Origin of the sequence: Methanosarcina sp. 1.H.A.2.2 (assembly GCF_000979975.1) — an archaeon.
In the GTDB taxonomy this organism is placed as follows: Archaea; Halobacteriota; Methanosarcinia; order Methanosarcinales; family Methanosarcinaceae; genus Methanosarcina.
Genome location: NZ_JJQL01000088.1, coordinates 67,615 through 92,137, shown reverse-complemented (window position 1 = coordinate 92,137; position 24,523 = coordinate 67,615). Strand labels below are relative to the sequence as shown.

16 protein-coding genes are annotated in these 24,523 nt (G+C 38.5%); 10 read left to right on the top strand and 6 right to left on the bottom strand.

Features of this window, described 5'->3' with window-relative positions:
• Nucleotides 1–190 precede the first annotated feature (190 nt).
• The 3 genes from EO93_RS13985 to EO93_RS13975 are packed head-to-tail and all read left to right on the top strand — an operon-like array spanning nt 191 to nt 2,251.
• Nucleotides 191–523 carry a hypothetical protein gene (locus EO93_RS13985; RefSeq protein WP_048163152.1) on the top strand — a complete coding sequence of 111 codons (333 nt, stop codon included), beginning with the start codon at nt 191–193 and terminating at the stop codon, nt 521–523.
• A complete protein-coding gene (locus EO93_RS13980; RefSeq protein ID WP_082107665.1) occupies nt 523–1,830 on the top strand; it encodes a restriction endonuclease subunit S in 1,308 nt (435 codons plus the stop codon). The genes EO93_RS13985 and EO93_RS13980 overlap by 1 nt, the downstream gene beginning before the upstream one ends.
• A gap of 1 nt (nt 1,831) precedes the next feature.
• Nucleotides 1,832–2,251, top strand: a complete 420-nt coding sequence (locus EO93_RS13975; RefSeq protein ID WP_048163163.1) for a DUF6884 domain-containing protein — start codon at nt 1,832–1,834, stop codon at nt 2,249–2,251.
• 89 nt (nt 2,252–2,340) lie between these two features.
• Here the strand turns inward: EO93_RS13975 and EO93_RS13970 are convergent, their stop codons facing one another.
• On the bottom strand, nt 2,341–4,041 hold the full coding sequence (locus EO93_RS13970) for a DUF262 domain-containing protein (protein WP_052735466.1): 1,701 nt from the start codon (nt 4,039–4,041) through the stop codon (nt 2,341–2,343).
• Nucleotides 4,042–5,033: 992 nt separating this feature from the next.
• Here EO93_RS13970 and EO93_RS13965 point away from each other — a divergent pair.
• On the top strand, nt 5,034–8,216 hold the full coding sequence (locus tag EO93_RS13965) for a type I restriction endonuclease subunit R (protein ID WP_048163148.1): 3,183 nt from the start codon (nt 5,034–5,036) through the stop codon (nt 8,214–8,216).
• 224 nt (nt 8,217–8,440) lie between these two features.
• Here EO93_RS13965 and EO93_RS13960 read toward each other — a convergent pair whose 3' ends face one another.
• Genes EO93_RS13960 through EO93_RS13945 form a run of 4 tightly spaced genes read right to left on the bottom strand, consistent with a single transcriptional unit; the run spans nt 8,441 to nt 12,068 of the window.
• Nucleotides 8,441–9,127, bottom strand: coding sequence for an ABC transporter ATP-binding protein (locus EO93_RS13960; RefSeq protein ID WP_048163147.1), 687 nt, complete (start codon nt 9,125–9,127; stop codon nt 8,441–8,443).
• 2 nt (nt 9,128–9,129) lie between these two features.
• Nucleotides 9,130–10,338 (bottom strand): ABC transporter permease, encoded by a 1,209-nt coding sequence (locus tag EO93_RS13955; protein ID WP_048163145.1) that lies wholly within the window; start codon nt 10,336–10,338, stop codon nt 9,130–9,132.
• A 15-nt stretch (nt 10,339–10,353) separates the two neighbouring features.
• Nucleotides 10,354–11,580 (bottom strand): COG1361 S-layer family protein, encoded by a 1,227-nt coding sequence (locus EO93_RS13950; protein ID WP_048163144.1) that lies wholly within the window; start codon nt 11,578–11,580, stop codon nt 10,354–10,356.
• Entirely contained in the window at nt 11,577–12,068 is a 492-nt protein-coding gene (locus EO93_RS13945) for a GbsR/MarR family transcriptional regulator (protein ID WP_048163142.1), read from the bottom strand. The genes EO93_RS13950 and EO93_RS13945 overlap by 4 nt, the downstream gene beginning before the upstream one ends.
• Nucleotides 12,069–12,556: 488 nt before the next feature.
• Between EO93_RS13945 and EO93_RS16605 the strand changes: the two genes are divergently transcribed.
• From EO93_RS16605 to EO93_RS13920, 4 genes are all read left to right on the top strand, one after another.
• Nucleotides 12,557–13,741: a 2'-5' RNA ligase family protein gene (locus tag EO93_RS16605; RefSeq protein ID WP_052735465.1), complete on the top strand. Its 1,185-nt coding sequence runs from the start codon at nt 12,557–12,559 to the stop codon at nt 13,739–13,741.
• 710 nt (nt 13,742–14,451) lie between these two features.
• Nucleotides 14,452–16,494 (top strand): class I SAM-dependent DNA methyltransferase, encoded by a 2,043-nt coding sequence (locus EO93_RS13930; protein ID WP_048163140.1) that lies wholly within the window; start codon nt 14,452–14,454, stop codon nt 16,492–16,494.
• A complete protein-coding gene (locus tag EO93_RS13925; RefSeq protein ID WP_048163139.1) occupies nt 16,491–17,840 on the top strand; it encodes a restriction endonuclease subunit S in 1,350 nt (449 codons plus the stop codon). Before EO93_RS13930 ends, EO93_RS13925 begins: the two co-directional genes overlap by 4 nt.
• Nucleotides 17,833–20,817, top strand: a complete 2,985-nt coding sequence (locus tag EO93_RS13920; protein WP_235284277.1) for a type I restriction endonuclease subunit R — start codon at nt 17,833–17,835, stop codon at nt 20,815–20,817. The genes EO93_RS13925 and EO93_RS13920 overlap by 8 nt, the downstream gene beginning before the upstream one ends.
• 194 nt (nt 20,818–21,011) lie before the next feature.
• On the opposite strand, the gene EO93_RS13915 is transcribed toward EO93_RS13920, so the two are convergent.
• The gene (locus tag EO93_RS13915; RefSeq protein ID WP_048163136.1) at nt 21,012–21,377 is read right to left on the bottom strand and encodes a hypothetical protein; all 366 of its coding nucleotides are present in this window, start codon (nt 21,375–21,377) and stop codon (nt 21,012–21,014) included.
• Between the two features lie 257 nt (nt 21,378–21,634).
• On the opposite strand from EO93_RS13915, the gene EO93_RS13910 reads away from it, so the two are divergent.
• Complete coding sequence (locus tag EO93_RS13910; RefSeq protein ID WP_048163134.1) at nt 21,635–23,170, top strand: transposase; 1,536 nt, start codon at nt 21,635–21,637, stop codon at nt 23,168–23,170.
• A 347-nt stretch (nt 23,171–23,517) separates the two neighbouring features.
• Nucleotides 23,518–24,240, top strand: coding sequence for a hypothetical protein (locus EO93_RS13905; RefSeq protein WP_048163133.1), 723 nt, complete (start codon nt 23,518–23,520; stop codon nt 24,238–24,240).
• Nucleotides 24,241–24,523 lie beyond the last annotated feature (283 nt).

The window sequence follows — 24,523 nt, the reverse complement described above, 5'->3', positions numbered from 1 at the left end:
CTTCATCTTCTTCAAGTTTTATTTTTGCCATGAATGAAGATACAGATGGGATTCAAAGCTTATAAATAGGACTCAAAATTAAGTTGCCACGACACTAGTAGGAACACGTCTCATAATTTGCAATGACTGGAAAATAGTAATTGAGGAATTAGAAGAAATCTTCATTGAATACTTGAAAACAACCCCATTCATGAAATATTTAGAAAAGGAGACTCTTTTCGATCATATTTATAATGAGTATTTTAAAGATTATGTTGAAAGTCAAATAGATAATATGGACACAATCACAATAAATGGAAAAGAAGTTTCAGTTATTTTTTCTAGTCTTGTAAATCCTTGTATATCGATCGACGACTACGAAGATGAAGACGGAAAAGGAGATTATAAGTTAATAACTTCAACAGTAGACATTGTTTATGAAGAAAATAGTATTCAAAAAAGAGATACTTTTCAGACCGAAACAGTAATGGACAATACAGGCGGGCTTGAGTACTTCTTTGATATTAAATTGGAGTCCGAATAATGATTGAAAGCAAATTTAAAGAAACGGAAATTGGATTAATACCTGAAAATTGGAATATCCGCAAACTCAGCGATATAATTGAAATTATAGGTGGTGGAACACCAAGAACCACATTTAAAGATTATTGGAACGGTGATATTCCATGGTTATCAGTTGTTGATTTTAATAACGATAACAGATTCGTTTATAAAACTGAAAAAACTATAACTGAAAGAGGACTAAGGGAAAGCTCCACAAAAATATTAAAAAAAGGACACATCATTATTTCAGCAAGAGGCACAGTCGGGGAAATCGCACAGTTGGCTTGTGATATGGCTTTCAATCAATCATGCTATGGACTGAACGGAAAAGAACAAATAATCAATGATTTCCTATATTATTTACTTAAAAACAACATAAGAGATATAAAGAAGAACACTCATGGTTCTGTTTTTGACACAATAACCAGAAATAATTTTGACCAAATTATTGTAAGTGTTCCGTCAATTGAAGAACAGAAATCCATCTCAGAAGTTCTCACCTCCTTTGATGAAAAAATCGATCTCAACCACCAGATGAATAAAAATTTAGAACAAATCGCCCAAGCCCTTTTCAAACGCTGGTTCATCGATTTCGAGTTCCCGGATGAAAATGGAAAGCCTTACAAATCAAGCGGCGGCAGGATGGTAGATTCGGAATTGGGGAAGATTCCGGAGGGGTGGAAAGTTGTTGATTTGAAGGAAATGAGCAAAATTATTTCCAAAGGAACAACGCCATCTAAAAAACAGATTACAGATGCAGAAGGCACTCCGTCGATAAACTTCATTAAAGTAAAAGATATAGCGGATGATGGGCAAATAAATAGGGCAGGGTTGGAACTCATTCACGAATCAATACATAAGGGTGCATTGAAGCGTTCCATTCTTTCCGAAAATGATTTGTTGTTTTCAATAGCTGGAACAATAGGACGAGTTTCTATTGTGGAAAATGACTTGCACAACTCTAATATTAATCAAGCTATTGCATTTATACGATTAAATGGACAAGAGTACTTATCATTAGTTCTAGAACACCTAAAAAGTAAACGAATTCAAGAGTATGCGATGAAATCTGTTGTTCAAGGTGTTCAGGCTAATGTTAGTCTTGCAAGTGTTGGGAGCTTTCAAATAGTTGTTCCAAATGATCCAATTCTTACTGCGTGGAATGAAGTGGCTTTATCACTCCATAATGAAAAGCTAGGAAGACAAAAACAGAATAGATTGTTATCCCAACTCCGCAACACCTTGCTCCCCAAACTCCTTTCAGGGAAAATAAGGGTTGACTGTTAAAATGTCAAAAATTGCTTTGATATCTTGCGTAAGTAAGAAATTACCTTGTGCATCAAAGGCGAAAGATCTGTATGTTAGTTCTCTTTTCAAATACAACCTTAAATATGCAAAATCTTTGAACCCTGATAAGATATTCATTCTTTCTGCAAAATATGGTCTGGTAGATCTAGAAAGGGAAATTGAGCCTTATGATAAAACATTGAACAATATGACATCTGAAGAAATCAGAAAATGGGCAGATTGCGTAATCGATCAAATAAAAAAGGAAGTCGATCTGGAAGAGGATGAATTCATTTTTCTTGCGGGTGAGAAATACAGAAAATATTTGCTGCCTCACATTTCAAATTACCAGATTCCTCTTGAGGGACTAAGAATCGGAGAACAGCTCCAATATCTTAAAAAGAGAGTTTCAAATGAGTGAAAAATGAGAACTGGGGCAGCACTAAGGGCATCAAAAAATTAAAAATTGAAAAAGAAAGGTCAATAGAGGGGAATAGAACAATTATTAGCTTACTCAATCAAGCTTTTTATCCTTCCCTTTATTAAATCTTCTCTCAAAGAGATAAATTCTTCAAAAATTCTTTGGACTTCAGCAGGGTCTGTGTCTTCTTTTGCCCGCAACATTAAATCATACATTTCTTTGTTAATGAAATGGCCTTCAAGGATATTCATAACCTTGCCATCATCATTATGATTAATTTCAAGCATTTCCGATAAATAAGTAGCTGGGGCCTTTCTACTTATTCTTCCATTTGTTTTGCCGGTAATCAGCGTTTTGTTTAGTATGGAATTTACATTTTCCTTTACAAGTTTGTTTTCCAGATATTTTTGAGGGAAAATATGATGATCGTCCAGTTCTTGTATAGAAAATTTAATTTTGTCATTTTCATAAAAATCTTTAGCGTTGTTGATGAATAATTGATTGAAGACTCCTTTATACACAGAATTACCACTGTTACTTTTATCAATAAGTGTAAATGTTTTGTCCACGATATTATTCATTTCCTTTACAACTTCTGGAACTTTTTCATTGTCCTCAAACCAAGCTGACAATTCTTTATAATCTCTTGTAAGTTTTGTTTCAGTGGACCCAGCGTATCTTTCAGTAAACACGGATGACCAGTACCACTTTGAAATTTTATCAACATCAACGGATTCTTTCAGAAAACATGAAGTCAGGATGACTACCATAGGTTTGTAAGGGTGCCAGTTTTCTTTTGCAATCCCAAACTCATTCGGATCTAATAATCGAATCAATACCTTATTTTCAAGTGTTTTAATAACCTTTTCCCAGTTGCCCAGATTAATTATCGATTCATCGACGTTTAGCATATCTCTCGCTTTTATGCTTAAACCATGATACAAGGACAAGGATTGAACAAGGTAGTACGGTACTTTCGTATTTCTTTTACTGTATTCAGAAAATTGCTGGATCAAAATGTTTTCATCAAAGGCTTTTTCCCATTCACTCCTCATATTTATGTACTTATAAAGTCTGGCTACAAGTAGATCAAATACCGATAACTTAACTCCTGTTCGGTTTATCCTTTCAAAAAGAGTGGCTATAGATTCGGGTTTTTCACTTAAAGGCACATTTAAGGTCAGTATGGAATAATCGGTTAATTTCTTAATATAATTATTACGGATTTTATGTGCATCCGCCTCTGAGAAATTTTGATTATAATGTTTGTACCAAATATCTGAAAAATCTCCTGTAAAAAATGTAAGCGGCACTAAGCCTTTTGCAACCAGAAGATCGATTTTATAGTTGCCTTCCTCGTCAAGTAGCTCTTTGTACTCCCTCCAATATTTAGACCAGCTAAATATTGCATTATCTATGTCATCTTCAATAAGCGCGCGTAAGTTTATAAAAAAAGCATAAGGATTGGTGGTGTTTTTCAATGGAATGTCGGGAGAATATAGAGCATAAAAGATTGAACTTGCCCTCTGCTGTCCATCAAGAATCAATATTTCGGGTCTCGGAATGAAATCAGAATTTATGTATTTTACTCCTTCAATCGGAATTACACTAAATGGAGGATTATCCGGATCAATGTGATGTATTAAAAATGTTCCAATAAACATATTTTCTAGTAAACTCTTAAGCAAATCTTCTACATCACTGCGAGCCCAAACGAAATTCCTTTGAAAATCAGGAAGCATTACTTTTCCTTCAGATGCTTTTTTAACAACATCATCAATTAGTTTCATTGATCCCTGTGAAAGTTGTATTCAAATACCTCCTGAATAATAAGTTAATGTAAATAATATAAAAATTAACATGTTTTGTGTATCACATTTAAGCATAAATGACCTATCTATATTTTAGATAAGCTAAGCTGGCTCTTAAAACTCAAATGAATTAAATAAGAGTAGTAAGTAACGCGATTAATATTTTTACATCTGTATAAATGTACTAGTTAAGTATAACATAAAAGTAAGAAATAAGGGACCCACTTTATTCCAATTATATCCCCGAATCATAAGCTGAAGCTGCGACCTCTGAAACTCTCTTAAAACTCGCCTAACAAATACCTTAGATCTCAGCATTTTATGACAAGGGTATTTTTAAAATGGTTCTTTTTACTCACATTCTGTAGATGTACACAGATGCAGAATTTATTACCGATTTGCCCGATATTATTCATTAATTGGATGAGTCATAAGTTAGTGCCTTAATGGAAATTGACAGCTTTTTATGGGCTTCTTTACAGTGGGTTTTTTACTCCGAATTCCATTTTCTGACTTTATGAAATTGCCGCTCTTCGAGCGTGACAAGACACCACAAAGACAGCTAATGCGGTCCCCCCGGTTTTCGAAAAAAACATTTATTCAAAGCCGCCTGCCGGGTTTTTATTCAAATCAATTCTTTTTGCCGGCTCCGTTTTATTCAATGAGTTTTTCGAAACGATGGACTGCGCCGCCGACACAAAAAATATATTAAAAAAGATATGCGCAGGTTAATTTGCTACAAAAATATTTATATAGTAGTCCTCTTGAGCGCAGCGAAAAGGACCTCGTGCTCCCGACGCGAAACTCGGGTGACACAACGAAATAGCTACACTTAAATAAATTTACCGGGATACACAATTATAATTTTTAGACTTGTGTTTTAAAGACAGAACCTCTCTTTTAAGCAAAAAACTGCCCTGAAAAAGGCAAACCCCGAAAAACCAGACAAAAAAACAACACATAAAGGAGAAATGTCTATTCCCACCATCATTCCCGAATCCGAAGTTGAAGCTGCAGCCCTTGAAATCCTCTCCGAGCTTGGCTACGATTACCTTTACGGCCCGGACATTGCGCCGGAAACAGAGGATGCTGAAAGGAACGATTTCGGGACCGTCGTTCTGCCGCACCGGCTCAGAGCTGCAGTTGACAGGCTGAACCCGAAAATTCCGTCAGAAGCCAGGGAAGAGGCAGTAAAAAAGGTGCTTCGGGAAGAGAGTCAGGACCTCGTACACAACAACCGGGCTTTTCACAATATGCTGGTAAATGGGGTTGATGTTGAGTTTCAGGGTCAGGATGGGGAAACCGTCTATGATAAGGTCTGGCTTTTTGACTTTGGGAAACCTCTGGAAAATGAGTTTCTTGCAATTAACCAGTTTACCATTATAGAAGACGGGAACAACCGGCGGCCTGATATCATACTCTTTGTTAACGGGTTACCGCTTGTGGTTGTCGAGTTAAAGAGGCCGGACGAGGAGAACGGGTTTGAGGATGAGGAAATTATCTGGGATGCTTACAAACAGTTCCAGACCTACAAAAAAGAAATTCCGGCGCTTTTCCGGTACAATTCGTTCCTGTTGATCAGTGACGGGCAGGACGCTATGGCAGGGACACTCACTTCGAACCGGGAATGGTTCGTGCCCTGGAAAACGGTTGACGGGGAAAAGGTTGCGGATTTTAAGGTACCGCCAATGGAGGTCCTGCTCCGGGGGATGTGCAGACCGGAAATTCTCCTTGACCTTATAAGGCACTTTATTGTTTTTGAGGACGACCGGGGGAGAATTATCAAGAAACTTGCCCGATATCACCAGTACCATGCCGTAAACAGGGCTGTGGAGAAGACGAAACTTGCTTCCAGGCCCGAAGGGGACCGGAAATGCGGGGTCGTCTGGCACACGCAGGGGTCGGGAAAAAGCCTTTCAATGGTCTTTTACACGGGAAAACTGGCGCTTGAACTCGACAACCCGACCATTGTCGTGCTTACGGACAGAAACGACCTTGACGGACAGCTCTTTGATAACTTTGCCCGCTGCAGTGAAATCCTGCGTCAGCAGCCTGTGCAGGCGGAAAACAGGGCACACCTCCGGGAACTCCTTGCTGTTGCCTCGGGCGGGATTGTATTTACAACAATCCAGAAGTTCTCGCCCGAAGATGAAGAAGACCAGTTTCCGACCCTTTCGGAAAGGAGAAACATTATTGTAATTGCTGACGAAGCCCACCTCAGCCAGTACGGGTTTGATGCAAAATTCCGGGAAAGGGTTGTGGAATATGAAAAAGTTGCGGAAATTTCCTACGGCTTTGCAAAGCATATGAGAGATGCTCTCCCCAATGCGTCTTTCATCGGGTTTACCGGCACACCCATCGAACTCGATGACCGGAGCACTCCTGCGGTCTTTGGGGACTATATAGACATTTACGATATTGAGCAGGCTGTAAACGATGGAGTTACGGTGCGCATCTTCTATGAGAGCCGTCTCTCAAAGCTTGACCTTGTAAAAGAGGCAAGAGAGACCTTGGACACGGAGTTCTCAAAAATAACCGACGACCGGGATTCATACGAAGCCGAAAAACTCAAGTCTCGCTGGTCAAGGCTTGAAGTCGTGGTCGGAAGTGAAGATAACCTGAAAAAACTTGCATACGATATTGTTTTCCATTTCGAAAAAAGGCTTGAAGACGCTATGGATGGAAAAGGCATGATCGTCTGCATGAGCAGGCGGATCTGCGCTGATCTCTATAACGAAATAACCGCCCTCCGTCCGGAATGGCATAGTGAGGACGACCTTAAAGGCAAAATAAAAGTGATCATTACCGGCAGTGCCGCAGATGACGAAATTCTGCAACCGCATATCCGGAACAAGAGCCGCAGGACAAAGATCCGGGACAGGATGCAGGACCCGGCTGATTCCCTGAACATGGTCATTGTCTGCGATATGTGGCTTACAGGTTTTGATGCTCCCTGCCTGCACACCATGTATTTTCTGAAATGGCTGCAGGGGCACAACCTCATGCAGGCAATAGCTCGCGTAAATCGGGTGTTCAGAGACAAGCCTGGAGGGCTTATAGTTGACTATGTGGGGCTCCTCTACGATCTCAAATACGCCATGGCAAACTACACGCGAAGCGGAGGCCGGGGCAGTCCTGCGGACTACAAGGACGAAGCCGTTGAGCTGATGCTCGAAAAATACGAAATCGTGCAGGACATGTTCTACGGCTTTGATTACATGCGTATCTTTTCAACATCCCCGAAAGAAAAACTTACAATCGTAAGGGAAGGAGCGGATTTCATCCTTTCACAGGGCCGGACGGAAGATGAAAGGACGCAGGAGAAAAAGCGCTTCATCCAGCACGTAACCGAACTTTCCAAAGCCTTCGCCCTCTCAGTCCCGCATTTTGAGGCAGACCGGATAAGGGACGAACTTGCATATTTCCAGGCTGTAAGAGCCATTCTTGTAAAGGTGGACAGAAAGCCTGCAAAATCAAAGTATGAAATGAATTCGGCAATAAAAGAGCTTGTCTCAAAATCGATTGCGAATGAAGAAATCATCGATGTTTTTGACGCGGTAGGAATAAAAAGACCTGACATCTCGATCCTGTCTGAGGATTTCCTCACTGAAGTTAGAGATCTCCCGCAAAAGAACCTTGCATATGAGGTCCTGAAAAAACTGCTGTACGACGAAATCAAGATACGGTCACGCAGAAACTTGATTCAGGGCAAATCTTTTGCCGAAATGCTTGAGCGGGCGATCAACGAATACAAAAACCGGGGCATTGATACCGTTCAGGTCATAGAAGAACTCCTCGACCTGGCAAAAAAGATAAGCGAAGCCGACAAAAGAGGCGAAGAAGCTGGCCTCAGCGAAGAGGAGATCGCATTTTATGACGCACTTGCAGACAACGAAAGCGCTGTGGATGTTCTGGGCAATGAGACATTAAAGCTCATGGCTGCAGAACTTGTAAAAATCATCAGGAAAAACGCAGGTGTTGACTGGACCCTCCGAAAAAACATCCAGGCAAAGATGAAAGTAAGTGTAAAACGACTGTTAAAAAAGTACGGCTACCCCCCGGACATGCAGAAACTCGCTACTGAAAATATCCTCAAGCAGGCTGAACTGATTTGCAGGGATGCGGGGGTTTCGGCGGCAATTCGGGCAGCATAAATTCATATTTAACTTTTTTTGCATTAATCTGATTTCTTCAGTGTAGACTTCGGTTCCAATTCTTCTCTTTTACAGGGCGAATTTGGTTAGAAAATTTGGGAGTTCTGTACCACACGAAAAAGCTTTTTCTGCCCGCAAATTATACAGTTTTCCGGAAAAATTTCCTGTTTTAAGGAGACTAAAGGCAGAGAAGTAAAAAGCTTTGCATATAAATCCCTTATTCTTTACCGATTTCGTTTTTTCTCATCGCTAACTAAATTGCCATCTTCAAGAGTAAGTACTCTGTCAACATACTCAGTATGCCATAATTCATGCGTTACCATTACAATTGTTTGGCCATATTTTTCATTCAGTTCTTTGAACACATTCAGTACTTGTTTTGAGTTGTTAGTGTCCAGGTTTGCACACGGCTCGTCAGCAAACAATATGTCAGGCTTTTTTGCTATGGCTCTTGCGATTGCTACTCTTTGCTTTTCTCCACCGGATAATTCATCAGGAATCCTGTTATGTTTTCCTTTCAGGCCAACCTTATCCAGTGCTTCAAGAGCAGTTTCATAAGATTCCTTCTTTGATTTCCCTTCCATCATGGAAAGGATATAAACATTTTCTGCAGCACTCATTTCATTAATGAGTGCATAATCCTGAAAGACATAACCGACCTGTGTTAGCCTGTAATAACTTCTTTCTGCTTCAGGCAAGCTGGAAACCTGTAATCCCCGAATGGTATATTCTCCATCTGTTGCGTCGTCCAGTAACGCCAGTATCCTTAGCAGAGTCGTCTTTCCACTTCCGGACGCACCCATTATCGCTACAAATTCCCCTTTCTTTATTTCGAACGAAACGCCCTTGAGAGCCTTGACAGCAGTTGCCCCAGTCCCATAATACCTTTTCAGGTCCTTTACTATGATCATTTTTATCGTCCCCATATTGCTTTGAGTATGCTCTCCCTTGATACACTCCAGGCAGGGAGTGTCCCGGCTATCACTGATAGTATAAGCATGGTAACTATGCTTTCAATAAGCAGCATAGGATCGATCTGGGGTCTTATTTCCATGGTTTCGTAGAATGTTACTGGATTTGCCTGGAAGTAAAGCATAAGTGAAAAATATAAAGCCAATCCTGCGAGTATTCCTAAAGAAACATAGAACATGCTAAGGAACGCATAGGATAATACTATTGATCTTGGAGTAACGCCTACTGCTTTTAAAATCCCAATCTCTTTTTTTCTATTAAGTACGTTGATATAGATAATGATAAGAACTAGTGCTGCACCCACGATCAAACTCACAAACTTTGACATGACATCTATAGCACCCATGCTTTGCATTGCTTGCTTTATGAGAGTTTCTGACTTATCAGCCCATGTGAAAACTTGCTCATTCACCCCAGCTTCTCTGATTTTATCCTGTACCTGTTCTTCACTTCCTTGCTTGTCAATCCTTACAACTACACTGGTAGCCTTACTTCCTTCTAAACCATAAACTTCTTCGATTTCTTTATAGTGAACTAAAGCATTAAGATCAACAAGTTCAAATGTGCCTTCCATGATGCCTTTGACTTTATAGGTCCTCTTTACGCCATTGCTGTATGTTACGTCAACAAGCGATCCTGGTCTTACTTCACCCAGGTTATCATATATTTCTGATCCAAAACCTGTACCCGCGATCATAGCACCAATGATAATCTCGTCCCGGGAAAGCTCTCCTAAGAAATCTCCTTCACTGATAATATATGGGTACTGTGAGATTTCATACTCTTCTGTGGGAAGCAACCCTGTTACAGTCACTCCTACAACTTTCTGTTTATGCTCAATAGATGCTCCAGCGTCCAGTCGTTTTGTTGCAGCTCTCACACCTTCGACCGCTCTGACTTTCTGCAAGACGCTATCAGCATTGTTAATATATGTGTTGTCGCCTGTTGGCTCAATGACAATATCCCCGTAAGGGTAGTCTTGCATAAATCCAGTAAATAGAACAGTCATTCCTCCTATCATTGATGGAAGGAATACCAGGTTCATAAAAATGAGTGAGAGAACAAAAACTATGAACATTAGTGTTTTTTTGTTTCCTCTTTTTACACTGCAGTATGCAATGAGGCTTCCCACTCTGATATCGTTGATCATGCTGGAGACCTCTCATTATTTTTCATCGTTAGCAGAGTCACCGCTGCCTTCCATTAACTGCTTAATTATCTCATCTTTTGACTTTTTTGTTCTATAATTAGTGTAAATTAGTCCTCCGATAACTGCCAGGATAAGCAATACAATTGCAGCGGTTCCTGCTCCACCACTACTTTCCAGGACTATAAGATTAATTTTCGTTTCAATTTGTTCTTCACCAAAATCATCGCTATAAGTAATAGTTACAGGGATTTCGTATTCTCCTGCTTGATCAACTATAAAAGTAATTACTGCAGGCCCGTCTTCATTTGGGTCAAGAGTTCCTATAAAGGATTCTTTTAATCCTTTGAATGGATGGTCAGCATAGACTCTTATTGAATTTATTGATCTGTCACCAGAGTTTTCGATTCTCATAGTCAATTCTACAGTATCACCCATGTAAGGAAGAACAGGATCGACCTTTACAGATGCAAGATTCAAACTTCCTTTTTTGTCAAGCACAGTTATTCCAATCGTATATTCATCTTGTTGCTTGCCAAAATCATCTTCATACTCTATAATGACAGGGATTTTAAACTCTCCTGACCTGTTTGCCTTAAACTTGAATAATGCAGTTTGACTGCCATTTAAGCCAAGAGTTCCAATTGTAGAAGTTTTAATTCCTTTAAACTCATGATCCAAATTAACTACCACAGATTTTGCTATTGCTTCCCCATAGTTTTCTATGCCCAATCTCAAGTCAACTGTATCTCCCTCATAGATATATTCGGGACTGGTTTCGACAGAAGATACTCTTGGTTCAGCATCTTCGCCTATAACCCTTATTTCAACTTCGTAATATTTTTCAGTGTCAACTGGCTTGTTTGCATATGTTAATTTCATTTTGATAAGATGAGGGCCAGGTTTAGCATCAGGGGTTGTTCTCATGTGATATATCAGGTACCTTTCACTTGTACTATAAGTTAATTTTGAAACATTAGTAACTAAATTTTCTGTAACTATTATATCTGAGGGGATACTGATTATCTCAAAAGTAATATCTTCAGGAGTTTTAGTACCGCAGCTCTCAAGATTAATTCCCAAGGTGAATTCTTCATCGAGACCTATTGAACTGGGACTTATTTCCTGTAATTCTGCGTTTACGCATGCATAACTAGAAATTTCTGCATCAACAATAGGAATTCCTGTTAAGCTAACGGCAAAAACTAATAAAAGCAAATATGTTAGATTTGTATTCGGATTCATTTTTTACTCACCTCGTTTTGAATTTTTTCTGTAAATTCAACAAGATTTTTAAAAATTAAATCTAATGAAATCATTTGCTGATAATAATCTTCGATTATTTTGAGCAGTTCTTCGGAGTCCTCTGCTTTACTAGTTTTACATCTTTCAATTATTGCTGGAAGATCTTTAATCGCAGGACTGACCATGAGTTCATTCTTGGATTTTACTGCCTTAATTGTCAGTGTCAGCATATCTCTTTGAACTGAGAAGTACAATTTTTTAGAACCAGCTTTCTTTGTTTTTTCCACTAATTTTATTCCACTGAGCATTTTCATTGCTGCACTAACTGCTGAAAAACTATACCCAGTCATAGTAGAAAGATCTTCTAAAGTTAGCAGATCCGGTTCAGAGTAAAGTATTGCTAATAATTTAGAGCAAAGTTCATCGAGTCCCTGGGATTTTATCCCTTGATACACAAGATTCTCAAATTCTTTTTTTGCGGAATTCATTTCAACGCCCGATTTACAGAATTTCCAGTAATTACTAGATATTACAGAAATTGTAAATATATGCTTCGATTATGAAGACTTTGACCAAAAAGTGCTTTTGACCAGAAAGTCAATTTTATCTTTCCCGATATCGTTTTCCTGAAGATTCACACGCTTATCTGAAAATTAGATATTTTCCCAAATATGGGGCAATTTACCCAAAAAATACCCCATGCCCAGCAAATAGCGGTTTTTTGGTTATTTTATAGGCAAAGCCCGAGATGACCACTTTGCCTGTAAATTACGAATACCTAAAAAATACAGTGTGAACCCAGAAAATAGGGACGATACCTAAAAAATTAGGGGAATACCTGAAAAATCCAATTTGAGATTATTGATATATTCATTAAGGCATATCTGAGCTATTGAAATAAGTACTCGTTAAGATTAATGATCAGATTTAACTGCGTACAATAATTTATAAATACTTCTGATGCTTCTGTTTTCATATGACACATTATCTGATTGAATTTAGATTCCACGGTTATGCGAAATATAAAATCAAAATGTGGGTAGACGAAGTCAATCAGAGATTCGGGCTGAAATCTAAAAGAGCGATTCCTCATATTACACTAGCAGGCCCGTTTACTACCGATGACGAAACTAGACTGATCAGAGATTTCAATTTGTTATGTTCAAACTACTCGCTAATAGATTTCAAGGTAAACGGGTTCGGCGCATTTGAAGATGCCAAAGTAATATTCCTTGACATAACCCCAAGCCAGGTTTTAGAAGAGTTTAGATGGAACCTTGCTCAAATGCTCAAGCCATACTGTAATCTCAATAAGTATGATTATGAACGGAAATATGAATTTCACTCAACAATTGCAATGAAGCTACCCGATGACAAATTCGAAGGGATAAAACTATTCGTTGCGGGGAAAGACGGACTGAAATTCAAACATATAATGGTCAGAGCAACTCTTGTGAAAGATCAATTAATACTACGAGAATATGACTTTCTTTTAAGGAGACCATTGGGAAGGAAATTGGCACTGGATGGGGAGATTTATACTCACACATTGAATTTATTAAATGCATACTTTGAAGGTAGTTATAATCCAGGTGAGTATTTAAGCGAGAGAATTGAGATCCCAAAAAAAAGCATGATTGATAATATCAAAAGTGTATTTAAAAGATCAAGGATTTTTGTAACTTCGGATTTCCATTTGGATCATACGAATATTATAAAGTATTGCAGAAGACCATTTCTGGATACTGCTGATATGAATAAAACACTCGTGCAAAACTGGAACAATACCATCAACAATAAAGACACCGTTTATTTTTTGGGGGATTTGGCTTATGGAAGAGGAGGTAGGTCAACAGATTATTGGTTAAAACAGCTAAACGGAAACATTTTTTTCATCAAAGGAAATCATGATGAATCAAATGAAATAAAATTTCATGATAATTTTATCCTTGAATATGTAAATCACAAATTCTTTTTAACACACCGACCCGAGAATGTTCCTTCCAAGTGGAATGATTGGGCTATTTGTGGCCATAATCACAACAATAACCTCCGTGAGTACCCTTTTATTGATAAAGAAAATAAAAGGATAAATATCTCAGTTGAATTGACAAAATATAAACCAGTTGACATGGATTTTATTATTAAACAGATAAATTAGTGATGCTTCTCATTAAGGACATATTTTAAATTGAAATAAATAGGTCTTTTGCACCTAAACTCTACTTTTGCCCAACAAATATTCGAGTTTTACTGATTAATGAGGCAAAATGGCATAAACTCAGTTTCTTTAGTGCAGACTTCGTTTTTAATTCCTCCCTCTTTACGGGGTGAATTTATTTCCTGAATACCAGGGTTCTGCGCCGCACGAAAAAGCTCTTTCTGCCTGTAAATTCTACGATTTTCCTGAAAAACATCCTGCTTTGAGAAGACTGAAAGCAGGCAAGTGAACCGCTTTGCCTATAAAATCAATTTACCTTAAAAATACACTGTGAACCCAGAAAATAGGGGCAATACCTAAAAAATAGGGTGGTTACCTTAAAAATAATCGTGATAAAAGTTTTGAATATTAAAAACCGATGGGAAATTGTAGTCCTTGATAAATATTCATCTGTTATAGGTGATTTATAATGATAAATGATTATTAAAACTCCTGCACAACATATATATAACTGTGTTAATATAATTACATTTGAAAATATAGAATATTTCGCTTTACTATAAAATATTATTACCTAAAAATATCCTACCCAGAAAGTGGATATATGGGATGATTTTGTAGACAAAACGGATATTACAGAAAAGTTTGACCAAAATAAATAAACTCTTTAACTATTATAACTATTACCTGTCCATGAGGGCCGTGATATATTGAATAATTTCCAGGACAAAGCCAATTTCATATGGAGTGTAACAGACGAGGTTTTAAGGGACGACATTAAATCAGGGAAATATAGAGATGTAATATTGCCGTTCACAGTCATAAGAAGACTCGAATGTGTACTTGAACATACGAAAAAAGATGTGATCAAGCAAAATGAAATGTTGAAGGACAAGGTCAAGGATAAGGAAAGCGCCCTCTGTCATGAATCTAAGCAACGGTTTTACAATACATCCGAGTACGATATGAAAAAGCTCCTTGACGACTCGAAAAACATAAAAAAGAATTTCCTGGCGTACATTGACGCGTTTTCGGAGAATGTAAAGGAGATTATCTCCAAATTCAAAATTGAAGTATACATAGACCAACTCGATGAAAACAACCTCCTTTACCTGTTAATCAGTAAATTCGCTAATGTTGACCTGCACCCAAATGCAGTCGGTAACATTGAGATGGGATACATTTTCGAAGAACTACTTCGGAAATTCAATGAAAGCATGAACGAAAATCCTGGGGAACACTTCACCCCACGTGAAATCATCGCCATGATGGTACATCTTTTGTTTTACCAGGACAAAGACACCCTTAGCCAGAGTTGTCCAGTGCGCACTGTCTATGATCCCGCATGTGGGACGGGGGGCATGTTGACAGTTTCAAAGGACTATGTTCGCGATTTCATCAATCCAGATGTGGACCTGCACCTTTATGGCCAGGAGATAAATCCTGAAACCTATGCAATCGCCAAATCCGAATTACTGCTCAAAGGAGATGGTCGTGACGCCGAAAACATCAAGGAAAAATCAACACTTTCCAATGATGGCCACCCGAACATGACCTTCCATTACCAGCTTGCCAATCCCCCATTCGGGAAGGACTGGTCAAAGGACAAGAAAGCTGTTGAAGATGAAGCAAAAATGGGTGATAATGGCCGTTTTGGTGCAGGGCTTCCGCGCAAAAGCGATGGCCAGTTGTTGTTCCTGCAGACCATGATCTCAAAAATGAGAGCTCCTGAAGACGGCGGAGGGCGCGTGGCTATTGTTATGAATGGATCTCCACTCTTCACAGGCGATGCAGGGTCTGGAGAGAGTGAAATCAGAAGATGGATCATTAATAAAGATTATTTAGAAGCGATTGTAGCACTACCTGATCAGTTATTTTACAACACTGGCATTCAAACCTATATCTGGATATTGACAAACCGCAAAGAAGAACGCAGAATAGGCAAGGTTCAGCTCATCGATGGGACTGCATGTTACATAAACATGCGAAAAAGTCTTGGTAATAAAAGACACGAGATTTCACATGAGCAAATAGAGACTCTAACTCGCCTGCATAACCATTTCATTGAAAATGAATATTCTCAAATTCATGATAACACTGAGTTCGGCTACCGTAAGATTACCATTGACAGACCTCTCAGATTGAGTTTCCAGGTAACAGATAATCGTATCGAGATGCTGAAAGAACAGACAGCATTCCAGAACCTTGCAGTTAGTCGAAAACGAAAGAATACTGAAGAAAAAGACAAAGAAGAAGCCAAAGGTGAGATATTACAGGAATCTATCCTGAAAGTTTTGTCGGGTATTGACAAGACTACTGTGTATAAGAACCGCGATGAGTTTACCAGGGTTTTGAATAAAAGCCTGAAAAATGCAGGAGTAGTAATAGAATCACCTGTTAAAAAGGCTATTCTTTCTGTAATGTCGGAAAGAGACGAAACTGCCGATGTTTGTGAAGATAAAAAAGGCAATATTGAGTATGACTCGGACTTTCGGGATTATGAAAATGTTCCTCTGGACGAAGATATTCATGAATATTTCGAGCGTGAAGTCAAACCTTATGCCCCCGACGCCTGGATAAATGAATCAGTAACTGACGAGAAGGATGGTAAAGTTGGTAAGGTAGGGTATATTATCAATTTCAACCAGTATTTCTATGAATATCAGCCCCCGCGTTCTTTAAAGGAAATCGAGAATGATATCAATACTCTGGAAAACGAAATCTTGGATATACTGGGAGTGATGAAGCAATGAGTGATTCCCATGTTAAATGTATATGTATCTCAGAGCTGGATCCCTATCCAGAATATAATGATTCTGATATTGAATGGATTGGAAAGATTCCAAAGGAATGGGATACAGTTAGAATTAAATGGTTCTCTCCAGTAAAAAGAGGCGCATCTCCAAGACCTATTGATGATCCAATATATTTTGATGATAATGGTGATTTTTCATGGGTTCGAATTGCTGATGTAACATCAAGTGAGCGTTATTTAGAAAAAACTACACAAAAACTGTCTGATTTAGGGAGTTCACTAAGTGTAAAGCAATATCCTGGCGATTTTTTCGTGAGTATTGCTGGATCTGTAGGAAAACCAATTATTACAAAGATAAAGTGCTGTATTCACGATGGTTTTGTTTGGTTTCCTAAATTAAAACTGAACTCCGAATATTTATACTATATATTTACCAGTGGAGAACCTTACAAAGGATTGGGTAAATTAGGGACCCAATTAAACCTTAATACTGAAACAGTCGGTAACATTTCAATCCCATTACCGCCAGAAGAATATGAGATTAATGAAATAGTTAGTTTCCTTGACCGTGAAACTTCCCTAATCGACATGCTTGTAGAAAAGAAACAGCATTTCATTGAACTTCTGGAAGAAAAACGGGCGGCACTGATCAGTCATACAGTTACGAAAGGGCTTGACCACGATGTGCCAACGAAGTATTCGGGTATTGAGTGGATAGGGGAGATTCCAGAGAGGTGGGAAGTCAACAAATTGAAACATAGTGCTTCAATAAATCCCAATGTATTACCTGAAAATACCGATCCCGAATTTGTACTTAAATACGTAGATATTGGTAATGTTGGCCTTGGAAAAATGGTAGATTCACCAAAAGAAATGAAATTCATAGATGCACCTTCAAGAGCCAGGAAAGTAGTTCGGGAAAACGATATAATCATCTCAACAGTTAGAACCTACCTAAAGGCTATCTTACACCTCATCAACCCAGAACCAAATCTCATTGTATCGACTGGATTTGCTGTGCTTAGGCCTCGATCATTTGTTAATCATAGATACTTATTCTACTTGATAAGATCAAATCAATTTATAGATTCTGTAATGTCGCATTCTGAAGGGGTAAGTTATCCAGCAATTAATTCTTCGTCTCTTGGTGATTTACCAATATGTTATCCCCCCCTCCCCGAACAACAAGCTATAGCCTCATATCTTGACCGTGAAACAGCCCAAATAGACACTCTCCTCGAAAAGATAAAACAGTCCATCGAGTACCTCAAAGAATACCGTACAGCACTGATTTCTGATGCTGTAACAGGGAAAATTGATGTCAGGGGGACTGTCTGTGAGTAAGCCTTATGAATATAAGTTTGAAGAAGATATCGAACTGTCACTCATCCACAATAACAAATACATTAAACGCACGAGCAGTAACTACGATCCTGAGCTCTGTCTGGACTCTGATATGTTGTTCGATTTTATCAGGACAACCCAGCCTGAAGAATGGATAAAGCTCAAATCCCGACATGGGGCGGATGTCAAAGAAAAGTTTCTTGACAGGTTGACCAAAGACTTTAAAAAGCGTGGTGCACTCAAAGTTCTTAGAACTGGAGTAAAGGATGTTGGGTGCCACTTTGACCTTATATATTTCAAACCCGAAAATGGACTTAACGTAGAACATCAGGATAAATACCGTGTAAATATATTTTCAGTTGTGCGTCAGCTCCATTATAGTACGAAAACACCTGAAAAATCCATTGATATGGTCCTGTTCATAAACGGTATGCCCATCATCACTACTGAACTCAAGAGCCCCCTGAACGGTCAGAATGTTGAACATGCGATCGACCAATATAAGGATCGTGACTCAAATGAGCCTTTGTTAAGTTTCGGCAGGTGTTTTGCACATTTTGCAGTGGACCCTCGCCTTGTATTTATGACCACAAAGCTAAAGGGAGTGTCTACGGAATTTCTGCCTTTCAACAAGGGGTATCAGTACGGTGCAGGTAACCCTCCAGCGTATGGTGAAGATAATTACGATACGGCATACTTATGGGAAGAGATCTGGAAAAAGGATATGTTGCTGGACATTATGCAGAATTTCCTTCAGATTGTCAGCAAAAAAGGAAAAAATGAGGCCATTTCTACTCAGTTAATTTTCCCGAGATATCATCAACTTGATGCGGTTAATCTCCTGGTAGAAAATACAAGAATTAATGGCGCTGGTAGAAAATACCTGATTGAGCATAGCGCAGGCAGCGGTAAAAGTTATACCATATCGCGTCTTTGCGACAAGCTATCAGGTCTGCATGACGAAAACAATAAACATATTTTTGATTCCATCATTGTCATTACCGATAGGCGTGTCCTTGATGATCAGCTCAGCCGAACTATACTGGGACATGAGCATGTTAAAGGTACGATAGTGAGTATCGAGACAGACAAAGCCAAAAACCTCGCGAAAGCTATCGAGAGCAACGTGAAGGTTATTATTGTTACATTGCAGACGTTCCCATTTGCAATTGAGTCCTTCCACAAAACCCCAGGTAAACGGTTTGCTGTTGTTATTGACGAAGCACATTCATCTCAGACAGGTGATACTGCACGTGATCTCAGGAGAGTGCTTGTAACTGAGGACTCAATCGAATACGAGGATGAACAGGTCAAGGATGTAGAAGATATCATCAATGAAAAAATGGAAGAAATTACTACGGACCTGAAACTTCAACCCAAGAACATCAGTTTCTATGCGTTCACCGCCACTCCCAAGAACAAAACTCTGGAAATGTTTGGGGAAATGCAGCCAGACGGAACTTTTGAACCGTTCCATCTGTATTCCATGAAACAGGCAATTGAAGAAGGATTTATCCTCGATGTACTTCAGAACTACATTACATACACTACGTATTTCGAGTTGATGAAAAAGATTGAGGATGACCCGAAGTACAAAAAAACAATTGCAGCATCCCTTCTTAAATCCTATGTCGGTTCGAGTGAATATGCTATAAGGAAAAAAACTGAATTGATGCTGGATCATTTTGGGACAGGTACAAAGGATCGTATCGGTGGTCGGGCCAAGGCAATGGTAGTTACAAGCTCCAGAGCAAACGCTATCCGATACGAACTGGAATTTAAAACACAGATTAAAGAGAGAGAATATCCATTTGAAGTCCTTGTTGCGTTTTCAGGGACTGTAAAAGGTGAAGATGTTCGTAAAGTCTATACAGGCAAAGACTTCACAGAGTCGGGTGAAAACGGTTTCCCTGAGAAAAATACAGCGGAAGAATTCAAAGCAGATAAGTACAGGATTTTGATAGTAGCCAACAAATTTCAGACAGGTTTTGATCAGCCTCTGTTACACACCATGTATGTGGACAAAAAACTTGGAGGGGTAGAAGCCGTACAAACTTTGAGCCGTCTGAATCGCAGGCATCCAGAAAAGTCCGATACCATGGTACTGGATCTCGTAAACGACGCTGAAAAGATTAGAGAACCATTTCAAAGGTACTATGTCAAGACCATTCTTACTGAACCCACTGACCCAAATAAACTGTACGATTATGAGAACCAGTTAAAAGATTTTGCTGTATTCGATGACTCTGATATCAATAAATTTGCAGCAGAATATTTTTCAAAAAAAGGAAATCAGGCGGTACTGTATACTTCCCTCCGTCCTGCAATTGAAAGGTGGAGTAGACTGGAAGACGACGAAAAACGGGATTTCAAGAAGAGGATGGAAACCTTTGTACGTCAGTATGCTTTCCTCTCACAAATTATCCCGTTCTTCGATGAGGAACTTGAAAAGTTTTACCAGTATTCTAAATATCTTGTAAAGGAGCTCCACGTGGATCTTGATCGGTTGCCAACTGAAATAACGGAAAAAGTCAATATGAGTTCCTTCAGGATTCAAGAAACAAGTAAGGGAAGCATCCTTCTTACCAACGATGATGGGCGCCTGCGTCCTGTTCCCGAGCCAGGTGCAACCCGCTCAATAGAAGATGAATTGACTCCCCTGTCTGAAATAATCAAAGAGATCAATGAACATTTTGGAACTAATTTCACTGAAAACGATAAGGTCGGGCAGGCACTTGATGATTTGCAAAAGGGTCTGATCGAAAACCCACGCCTGATCGCCGCAGCAAATCCTGCAGTCAACAAGAAAGATGATTTTGATCTTGTATTCAAAGAGATTGTTTTAGATGAATTCAATGAGCTTATCGATGTGAATATTGACCTCTATTCCAAAATAAAAGATGATGCAGATTTTGGGAGAATGGTCAAAGAAATGTTGTTGAATAATGTATACAAGAGGCTTGTAAGTAAGGATTAAATATATTGCAACATCTATTCAGCTTGAGAAGCAAAGCGGTAAATAAAATTTACTGAAATAGTTGATAGTATCAATGATATGTAAGTTTCTGATTTGTTAAAATATACGTTTTTCTTCATCGCTTAAAATAAGAGAAAAACAATCGCAGTATACTATAGAAATTAATTATCATATATAAGAAAATTCTGACCTGTTCACTTTCTTTCTTCCAACAACTTCTTTTTTAATAACATCTGTTCTTCTGGGCTGAGGTCTCCCACCATTTTCTGGAGTTCGTATGATATATCTTCCTCGGACATATCGTCTTTATGATTTTTAATCACTTTTTCAAGTCGTTCAAAGACTTTTCCTACAACGTCTTCGAATTCGTTATCTTCAGAATCAGTCTCTGATTTTCGTGGGCGGTCCCAGTAAGGTGACTTGCATCTTGGGCATACACGAGGTGTATCGCCAGTGGGTAACCATTCATGCCCGCATCTGTAGCACTTATTCCCCACAATAAGAACTTTAGATCCTTTTGCATTTGCCATCTGGAAAAAGCACCCAAAATGTTCACGCATATTTTCACCATATGATTTTGTCGTATATAGAATTTTTGTATGAGTTTTAGTATTATCAAAATAAGTACATAGTATCCTAATAATAGTTTTGGTGTATTACTTTAAGTAATATTTTCAAGAGTAAAGTATATATCATTCTATATCAATTAGTATATACCTAATTGTAATATAACAAACAGGACACAATTCTAGTAATACCACATGGGAGTGGTCACATATCATCAAACACAGAAGAAACCATATCAAGTAGCTGGAATATGAGGAAAAGGACGAAGGACGCAACAGAGAAAGATTCCAGCAAAAAAGTTGAGGATGAAAAAAACGTACCCCCAGCAAAAGTCAATGATGAATCTATTGAATACGAGAAATTCACATCCATTGACCCCGCTACAGTTCTTGAGAAACCATCATCCAGATGGTCTAAACCAAAGAAAAATGGCAGTCTGGAATCCCGTCTCAAACGAAGGACCACTGCAGCAAGGAAAATACGAGGGAAAATAATTGCAAAAGAAAAAAGGGTAATGCAACTCCAGGACGGAAGCTGGCTTGTTAAAGGGGACAGTGGGAAAAAGTATCCTGTAAAATTTGCTGAGAGCTCAGGATATACCTGCACCTGCCCTGACTTCGTCGAGAAACTAAAGATTTGCAAGCACATCCACGCTGTCCAGACATACTCTTCTGGCGAGCCATTGCCTGATAAAAAAGAACTGGATAAGGAGCTCAAAACTCTCCAAAAGCAGAATCATAAAACATATACTCAGAACTGGACGAAGTATAACGAAGCCCAGAGAAACGAGAAACCCGAGTTCTTGAAGATATTAAGGGAAGTATGTTCTGTCCTCAAAGAGCTTGAGGCAAACAAGCTGGATAAAGGCAAAGAAAGGGGACGGCCACAGGTCCCTCTTGATATCATGATTTTCAGTATGGTGCACAAAGTGTATTCAATGCTATCCTGCAGGAGATTCGAATCTGAAACCAAACTCCTGTTCGGTGATCTTGAAGAACAGGACCTCCCCAGCTACAATACAATCCTGGCGTACATGCAAAAGGAAGAGTTAACTCCTATACTTACAAATCTGATCGAACTTGTGAGTACTCCGCTTGTGGAAATCGAAAGGGTATTTGCAATGGATTCTTCGGGATTCTCTACAGGCGTGTATGAATCATGGTACTCAGAGAAATACGGGGCTCATAAATCAAAAAGAAAGTGGCTTAAAGCGCATATTAACATTGGTGTCAAGTCTAATATCATAACCGCCGTGAAAATCACGAGTTCTGACGTATCTGACACTGTTCTCTTTGAGGAATTGTTCACAAACACCGCTAAGAATTTCAAGATTGAGGAACAAACTGCAGACGGAGCATACCTCAGCAGGAAAAACTTAGACATTGTATCCCAGGCAGGAGGCATTCCTTACATCCCATTTGACAGCTGTGCAACAAGAAGGGCTGATACTTCTTTGACGTGGACCAGGATGTATGATTTGTTCCATGAAAAAAGAGAGGAGTTCCTGAAACATCTTCAAGCAAGGAACAATGTTGAAAGTGCCTTTAACATGATAAAATCAAAGTTCGGGGAGCGGCTGAAAAGCAGAAAGATGACTTCCCAGATAAACGAGATTCTGTGCAAGGTTTTGTGTCACAACATTGTCGTACTGATTCATGAATTACACGAAATGGGGATCTCAATAGACCAGTTATTTGATGGAAAAGCGATAACCAGGGCAATACCAGTTGTAAACAGGAAAAACCTGGTTGTTAAATTCAGCCCACCAGAATCAATGTGCGGCTGAATTCTCTTTTTTAATTTCTTATTTTTTTGGATTGTTGTGGATATCGAGGTTGATGTTTGCGGATATGGTATTAGTTTCATACCTGAAAAATAGCTTTGATACCCTAAAATATAAATCTCATAAAAAATGTTTGAGGCCAAGTGGAGTTAACTTTGAAAATAACACTTCATTTTTTAATGCGAATCTTGAACTTACAATGTCTACATGACTATCTATATATAAACACTGTCATATAATAGAACATCATCAAATAAAACTAAAAGTCTATTTATGATTGATTTTAGAAGGGATTCTTTACTATGAAATTCCCTTGGTAAGCTTTACTCCGAATTAATGGAGGGTTTAAGATGAAACAAAGTTTAAACACACTTATCACACTAACGGGATCAGTACCATATATTCATGATATCCTAATACTATTCAAAGACAAAAGATATTCTAAAGAACTAAATCAAGGCCTAGCAGCCGTTTTCTACCCAAAAATGGATGCACTTGAAGACGCTTATTTTAATTTTACGATGGATATGTATTGTTTACTTGGTGTTGTTTTTTCAGGAAACTGTTTAATATACAATAATTCAAAAAAGGTCACTGACACTATTCAATATCGTTTATGTGATTCAATGAACCAATTAGATGAAGCGTTCACGAAAGTTATTTCTGTTTTTCAAATTCACAAAGATGAATTTAAAGAGCTATTCGAAAATGAACCAAAAAAGAAAATACTGCTAAATCATCTGATATCTATATATGACCCTTCGAAAAAAGAAATTGATTATTTAGCATTTGGAGATATCAACTTTTCGATTTTCGATTGCACTTCCTCTATGGACGAACCCCGTGTGGATTTCACTTCTACTCTCAACGAGATTCAAGAGAACACAAAAATCGCTAAAGCTATGAACATAACATCTCTGCAACAATACCAACCTGGTATAAATATGCTAAATCTATTCATTACAAATGAGAAGTTTCGTTTAGAATACACTAAGTTTATTAAAAAATGGATTCCCAAAAATCAAACATTAACCAAAGGACATACGCTTAAGCACGGAGCTACCACAAAATAATATATACATTTTTTCACACAGCTGATTTTCAAATAGTGTTACCGTTCTTGAAATTTAGGTCACCCGACCGAAAAATGTTATAGGTTATTCTGGGCGAATCCTGTGTATCCGATTAATAATATCAAGTCAGATTTCTTATATTTCTAAATTGTTGTCACTGTCCAGATCAGTGTCTGATGATGCGGGTATTAATTATATACCTGAATTATCACATCGATACCCAAAAAATCAGCTATTTACCTATAAAATACCCCATTTACCTTAAAAATAGCCATTTTTGGGG